This window comes from Actinosynnema sp. NPDC059335 (assembly GCF_042752395.1).
In the GTDB taxonomy this organism is placed as follows: Bacteria; Actinomycetota; Actinomycetes; order Mycobacteriales; family Pseudonocardiaceae; genus Actinosynnema.
In genome coordinates this window covers 1-6,262 of sequence record NZ_JBHYXZ010000213.1, presented here as the reverse complement: position 1 = coordinate 6,262, position 6,262 = coordinate 1, and the positions used below count along the sequence as shown (strand labels likewise).

Genomic DNA, 6,262 nt, shown 5'->3' with positions numbered 1-6,262 from the left:
GGTGCTGGTCGAGCTGCCGCGGTTCGACGCGCCGGACGGCACGGCGACGACCGTGCACCGGGCCGTGCCGGTGCGGCACGTGGGCGGGCACCTGGTCACCACGGTGTTCGACCTGCTGCTGGCGCAGTACGGCGTGCGGCGCGGCGACCTGCCCGGCGAATGGCCCGACGGCTACGACGACGCGGAGCAGCCGTGCACGCCCGCGTGGCAGGAGGCGATCACCGGCGTGCCGGCGGCGGCCGCGGCCCGCATCGCCCGCGAGTTCGCCGCGAACGCCGAGGAGTCGCGCGGCCGATCCATGATCATCATGGGGGCGGGGACGAACCACTGGTTCCACTCCGACACCATCTACCGCGCCTTCCTCGCGCTGACCACGCTCACCGGCTGCCAGGGCCGCAACGGCGGCGGGTGGGCGCACTACGTCGGCCAGGAGAAGTGCCGCCCGGTCACCGGCTGGTCCCAATTGGCGTCCGCCCTGGACTGGGCGCGCCCGCCGCGGCAGATGGTCCAGACCGCCTACTGGTACCTGCACACCGACCAGTTCCGCTACGACGCGTTCGGCGCGGACGCCCTGGCCGCGGCCGGCTCGGGCGGGCGGTTCGCGGGCCGGACGACGGCGGACGTGATCGCCCAGTCCGCGCGGATGGGCTGGATGCCGTCCTACCCGACGTTCGACCGCAACCCCCTCGACCTGGCCGACGAGGCGGAACGCGCGGGCGTCCCGGCGGGGGAGCACGTCGTCGCGGAGCTGAAGGCCGGGCGGCTGCGGTTCTCCTGCGAGGACCCGGACGCGCCGGAGAACTTCCCGCGCCTGCTGAGCGTCTGGCGGGCCAACCTGCTCGGCTCGTCCGGCAAGGGCGACGAGTACTTCCTCAAGCACCTGCTGGGCGCCGACCACTCGCTGCGCGCGGAGGAGGCGCCGCCGGGGGCGCGGCCGAGGGACGTGGTGTGGCGGGAGGAGGCGCCGGTGGGCAAGCTCGACCTGCTGCTGTCGCTGGACTTCCGGATGACCAGCACCACCGTGTTCTCCGACGTGGTGCTGCCCGCGGCGACCTGGTACGAGAAGCACGACCTCAACACCACCGACATGCACCCGTTCGTCCACTCGTTCAACCCGGCGATCGCGCCGCCCTGGCAGACCCGCACGGACTGGGCCGCGTTCCAGGCCATCGCCGAGTCCTTCAGCCGGCTCGCCGCGACGCACCTCGGCGTGCGCAAGGACCTCGTGGCGACGCCGCTGATGCACGACACCCCCGACGAGCTGGCCACCCCGCACGGCGTGGTGCGTGACTGGAAGGCCGGCGAGTGCGAGCCGGTGCCCGGCGTCACCATGCCCCGCATCACCGTGGTGGAGCGCGACTACACCGCCGTCGCGGCCAAGATGGGCGCGCTGGGGCCGCTGGTGGACGAGCTGGGCGTGACCACCAAGGGCGTGACCTTCCGCGTCGAGCGGGAGGTGGAGCTGCTGCGACAGCGCAACGGCGCCGTCCGCGGCGGCCCGGCCGACGGCCGCCCGTCCCTGGTCCGCGACGTGCACGCGTGCGAGGCGATCCTGGCGCTGTCCGGCACCACCAACGGCCACCTGGCCACGCAGGGCTTCCGCACCCTGGAGCGGCGCACCGGCACGCCGTTGGCGGACCTGGCCGCCGAGCACGAGGGCAAGCTGATCACGTTCGCCGACACGCGGTCCGCCCCGGTGCCGGTGATCACCTCGCCCGAGTGGTCCGGCTCCGAGGCCGGCGGGCGGCGGTACTCGCCGTTCACCATCAACGTGGAGCGCCTCAAGCCCTGGCACACCCTCACCGGCCGCCAGCACTTCTACCTCGACCACGACTGGATGGCCGAGCTGGGCGAGCAGCTGCCGGTGTTCCGGCCGCCGCTGGACATGCACGCGCTGTTCGGCGAACCGGTCGTGGGCGAGCAAGGCGAACCGGGCATCACCGTCCGGTACCTGACACCGCACTCGAAGTGGTCCATCCACTCCGAGTACCAGGACAACCTGTTCATGTTGAGCCTGTCACGCGGCGGCCAGACCATCTGGATGTCCACGCAGGACGCGGCGCGGATCGGCGTGGCGGACAACGACTGGATCGAGGCCGTCAACCGCAACGGCGTCGTGGTGGCCCGGGCCGTCGTGTCGCACCGGATGCCCGAGGGCACCGTCTACATGCACCACGCGCAGGACCGGCTGATCGACGTGCCGCGCGCCGAGGCGTCCGGCAGGCGCGGCGGCATCCACAACTCGCTGACCCGGTTGCTGGTCAAGCCGTCGCACCTGATCGGCGGCTACGCGCAGCTGTCGTTCGCGTTCAACTACCTCGGCCCGACCGGCAACCAGCGCGACGAGGTCACCGTCATCCGTCGGCGCAGCCAGGAGGTGGCGTACTGATGCGCGTCATGGCCCAGATGGCGATGGTGATGAACCTCGACAAGTGCATCGGCTGCCACACCTGCTCGGTCACGTGCAAGCAGGCGTGGACGAACCGCTCGGGCGTGGAGTACGTCTGGTTCAACAACGTCGAGACCCGCCCCGGCCAGGGCTACCCGCGCACCTACGAGGACCAGGAGCGGTGGCGCGGCGGCTGGGCGCTCACCCGGCGCGGCAGGCTCCGGCTCAAGGGCGGCGGGCGGCTGCGCAAGCTGCTCACCATCTTCAGCAACCCGAAGATGCCCGCCCTGGACGACTACTACGAGCCCTGGACCTACGACTACGAGAACCTCACCGACGCGCCGCTCCAGGAGCACACCCCGGTCGCCCGGCCGCGGTCGTTGATCAGCGGCGAGCCGACCCGGATCACCTGGTCGGCCAACTGGGACGACGACCTCGGCGGCGCGCCCGACCACGGCGACCGCGACCCGCTGCTCAAGGGCATCGAGGACAAGGTCAGGTTCGAGTTCGAGCGGACGTTCATGTTCTACCTGCCGCGCATCTGCGAGCACTGCCTGAACCCCTCGTGCGCGGCGTCGTGCCCCTCGGGCGCGATCTACAAGCGCGCCGAGGACGGCATCGTGCTCGTGGACCAGGACCGGTGCCGGGGCTGGCGGATGTGCGTGTCCGGCTGCCCGTACAAGAAGGTGTACTTCAACCACCGCACCGGCAAGGCCGAGAAGTGCACGTTCTGCTTCCCCCGGGTCGAGGTCGGCATCCCGACCGTGTGCGCGGAGACCTGCGTGGGCCGCCTGCGCTACATCGGCCTGGTCCTCTACGACGCCGACAAGGTGCTGGAGGCCGCGTCCGTCCCGGACGACCGGGACCTCTGCGAGGCGCAGCGGCGGGTGTTCCTGGACCCGCACGACCCCGTCGTGGTCCGGGCCGCCGAGCAGGTCGGGATCCCGGCGGACTGGATCGAGGCGGCGCAGCGGTCACCCGTGTACGCGCTGATCAACCGGTACCGGGTGGCGTTGCCGCTGCACCCGGAGTACCGCACGCTGCCGATGGTCTGGTACGTCCCGCCGCTGTCCCCGGTGGTCGACGTGGTGCGCGACACCGGCCACGACGCCGAGGACCACGGCAACCTGTTCGCCGCCGTGGAGGCGCTGCGCATCCCCGTGGAGTACCTGGCGCGGCTGTTCACCGCGGGCGACGTCGGCCCGGTCGACGCGGTGCTGCGGCGGCTGGCCGCCATGCGCGCCTACATGCGCGACATCAACCTCGGCCGGGAGCCGCGGGAGGAGGTCGCGGCCTCGGTCGGCATGACCGGGCGGGAGGTCTACGACCTGTACCGGCTGCTCGCGCTGGCCAAGTACGACGAGCGCTACGTCATCCCGCCCGCGCACGCCGAGCAGGCGCACGGCCTGGAGGAGTTGGCCACCGGGTGCAGCCTGGACTACGAGGGCGGCCCCGGCATGGGCGGCTCCGGCCCGTTCGGCGAGGGCTCCGGCGGCACGTCGCCGATCGCGGTCGAGAACTTCCGCATGCTCCGCGACCGGCAGACCACCGACACCCTCGCCGCCCCGGTCGACAAGGGCAGCCGGGTCAACCTCCTCAACTGGGACGGCAAGGGCCGCCCGGAAGGGCTGTTCCCGCCGAAGGACCGGCCGTGACCCTCACCGACGCGCAGCGCGCGACCGCGTGGCAGGTCCAGTCCCTGCTGCTGGGCTACCCCGACGAGCAGTCGTTCGCGCGGCTGCCCCTGCTGCGGGCCGCGACCCGGACGTTGCCCGCGCCGCTCGCCAAGCCGCTGGACGCGTTCCTCGACCACGTGGCGACCACGTCCCCGACCGACCTGGCCGCCGCGTACGTGGCGACCTTCGACCACCGCAAGCGGTTCAGCCCCTACCTGACCTACTTCGCCTACGGCGACACCCGCAAGCGCGGCCTGGCGCTGCTGCGGTTCAAGCACGCCTACCGGGCCGCCGGCCTGGAGCTGGGCGACGGCGAGCTGCCCGACCACCTGGCCGTGGTGCTGGAGTTCGCCGCCTCGGGCGACCAGGCGGTCGGCCTGCGGCTGATGACCGAGCACCGCGCCGGGCTGGAGCTGATCCGCGTCGGCCTGCGGGAGGCCGGCTCGCCGTGGGCGCACGTCCTGGAGTCGGTGTCGGCCACCCTGCCGCCCCTGGGCCGCCGCGAGCACGACGAGATCGCCCGGCTGGCCGTCGCCGGACCGCCCGAGGAGGAGGTCGGCCTGGCCCCGTTCGCCCCGCCCGAGTACCTGCCCCCACCTCGCGGAGGTCGCCGATGACCGGGGTGAGCACGCTGGACGTCATGCTGTGGGTCGTCGTGCCGTACGTGGCCATCGCGGTGTTCGTGATCGGCCACGTGTGGCGCTACCGGTACGACAAGTTCGGCTGGACCACCCGGTCCTCCCAGCTCTACGAGAGCAGGCTGCTGCGCCTGGGCAGCCCGCTGTTCCACTTCGGCATCCTGGTCGTGGCCGTCGGTCACGTCGTGGGCCTGCTCGTGCCCAAGTCGTGGACGGAGGCGGTCGGGATCGGCGAGACCGCCTACCACGCGGTCGCGGTCGGGCTCGGCGTCGTGGCCGGGGTGTGCACGCTGGCGGGCGCGGCGATCCTGGTCTACCGGCGGCGCACCGTCGGTCCGGTGTTCTCCGCCACCACCCGCAACGACAAGGTCATGTACGTGCTGCTGGTCGGCACGATCCTGCTCGGCCTCGGCACGACCGCGCTGGGCAACCTCACCGACCACCCGCACGACTACCGCGAGTCCGTGTCGCCCTGGTTCCGCTCCCTCTTCTCCTTCCGGCCCGAGCCGGAGCTGATGGCCGCCGCGCCGCTCGGCTTCCGGCTGCACGCGCTCGCCGCGTGGGCGCTGTTCGCGTTCTGGCCGTTCAGCCGGCTCGTGCACGTGTTCTCGATGCCGCTGGGCTACCTCACCCGCCCCTACATCGTCTACCGCAGCCGGGACGAGGGGCTGGGCAACCGGCCGCCCCGGCGCGGGTGGGAACGGGTGCGGTAGCCGTGCTCAGGGGTTGGCGGCGAGCATCAACGGGCAGCCGGCGACCTGCGGGCACTTGACCAGCTGCGGGCAGCCGCACGCCAGCGTCGAGTTCAGGGTGTCCAGCCACGCCTGGCGCTCTTCGATCTCGCGCTGGATGCAGGCGCGGCGGCGGGCGGCGATCTCCTGCCACGACCCGCCCGACTCCTCCGCCTCGTCCAGCAGCGAGGCGATCTCGGTCAGGCTGAAGCCGATGTTCTGGCACGTGCGGATCATGGACAGGCGGTCGAGCACGTCGCGCGGGTAGTGCCGCTTGCCCCGGATCTTGGAGCCTTCCTCGATGAGGCCGACCCGCTCGTAGTAGCGCAGCGCGGACGAGGCGACGCCCGATGCCTTGGCCACTTGGTCGATCGGCAGCAGGTCTCCGGTCATGGTCGTCCCCCTGGTCGGTCGGCCCGGCAGACCTGCCGTGCGGCTCGGCGGGGTCGATCTGTCGGTGCCGGCGGATCTCGAACGGTGCGCGGCGGCACGGGAGCGGGCCGTCCCGCCGACGGTGGTGGGTCGACGTGCGGCGCGAGCCGCATGCGCCCCGGTGTCCGTGACGTGGGTCACACAAGAACCTCCTTGAGGTTGGTCCTGCTCCAAGGCATAGGTTCGGTGCTGCGACGACATCGTCCGACGCCGGATCGATCATCGTGTGGCTCCGTTCGGCGGACGGTGCGGACTCCCGAAGGCCCGGCCCTTGCCGGCGGTCGGAACACGCGCAGCGGGGGGGGTGGGGGGGGGGGGCGCGACCGCACGCGCCCACCCCGGGGCGCTCGACCAGCCCACACCCCCCCCCGCCCCCCGCCCCCCACCCACCCACGA

5 protein-coding genes are annotated in these 6,262 nt (G+C 72.5%); 4 read left to right on the top strand and 1 reads right to left on the bottom strand.

Features of this window, described 5'->3' with window-relative positions; genetic code table 11:
- From ACFXGA_RS37080 to narI, 4 genes are all read left to right on the top strand, one after another.
- Positions 1-2,389 (top strand): molybdopterin-dependent oxidoreductase (locus ACFXGA_RS37080; RefSeq protein WP_378096788.1); only part of this gene is annotated, 2,389 nt, incomplete at its 5' end.
- Positions 2,389-4,044 carry a nitrate reductase subunit beta gene (gene narH, locus ACFXGA_RS37075; protein ID WP_378096785.1) on the top strand — a complete coding sequence of 552 codons (1,656 nt, stop codon included), beginning with the start codon at positions 2,389-2,391 and terminating at the stop codon, positions 4,042-4,044. The genes ACFXGA_RS37080 and narH, both read left to right, overlap by 1 nt.
- Positions 4,041-4,682 (top strand): nitrate reductase molybdenum cofactor assembly chaperone, encoded by a 642-nt coding sequence (narJ, locus tag ACFXGA_RS37070; protein WP_378096782.1) that lies wholly within the window; start codon positions 4,041-4,043, stop codon positions 4,680-4,682. Before narH ends, narJ begins: the two co-directional genes overlap by 4 nt.
- Positions 4,679-5,416, top strand: coding sequence for a respiratory nitrate reductase subunit gamma (gene narI, locus ACFXGA_RS37065; protein WP_378096779.1), 738 nt, complete (start codon positions 4,679-4,681; stop codon positions 5,414-5,416). Before narJ ends, narI begins: the two co-directional genes overlap by 4 nt.
- Before the next feature lie 6 nt (positions 5,417-5,422).
- Here the strand turns inward: narI and ACFXGA_RS37060 are convergent, their stop codons facing one another.
- Positions 5,423-5,827, bottom strand: coding sequence for a MerR family transcriptional regulator (locus ACFXGA_RS37060; protein ID WP_378096776.1), 405 nt, complete (start codon positions 5,825-5,827; stop codon positions 5,423-5,425).
- Positions 5,828-6,262: the final 435 nt, after the last annotated feature.

Coding starts and splice junctions, on each gene's coding strand:
- ACFXGA_RS37060 (WP_378096776.1), bottom strand. CDS start 5,827: ATGACCGGAGACCTGCTGCCGATCGACCAAGTGGCCAAGGCATCGGGC.
- narI (WP_378096779.1), top strand. CDS start 4,679: ATGACCGGGGTGAGCACGCTGGACGTCATGCTGTGGGTCGTCGTGCCG.
- narH (WP_378096785.1), top strand. CDS start 2,389: ATGCGCGTCATGGCCCAGATGGCGATGGTGATGAACCTCGACAAGTGC.